This is a genomic window from Mammaliicoccus stepanovicii (assembly GCF_002902525.1).
Taxonomy (GTDB): Bacteria; Bacillota; Bacilli; order Staphylococcales; family Staphylococcaceae; genus Mammaliicoccus; species Mammaliicoccus stepanovicii.
The window spans coordinates 1-231 of record NZ_PPQZ01000129.1; the positions used below are offsets into that span (position 1 = coordinate 1).

1 protein-coding gene is annotated in these 231 nt (G+C 37.2%); it reads right to left on the reverse strand.

Annotation, left to right across the window (positions count from 1 at the left end):
- On the reverse strand, nucleotides 1-198 hold a 198-nt coding region (locus CD111_RS12185; protein WP_206124261.1), incomplete at its 3' end, for a MucBP domain-containing protein.
- Between the last annotated feature and the right edge of the window lie 33 nt (nucleotides 199-231).

The following is a 231-nucleotide window of genomic DNA, read 5'->3' on the forward strand; positions in this document are numbered from 1 at the left end:
AGATGTTGTCCCTTCTACCACTTGACCTGTTTCTTTATCCCCATCTTTTACTTTGGTGAAGATATATCGCTTACCATCTTTTTCTATTACTTTCAATTTATGATCCGTTGTATCATACGCTGTATCCACTTTTGTGTTTGGTGTATCTTCTACAGTTCCTTTAATTGTGTTACCTGCTTCATCCACATAGTGCACCACAACCTTGCCTTCTTTTACCACTTCTGGATTTTT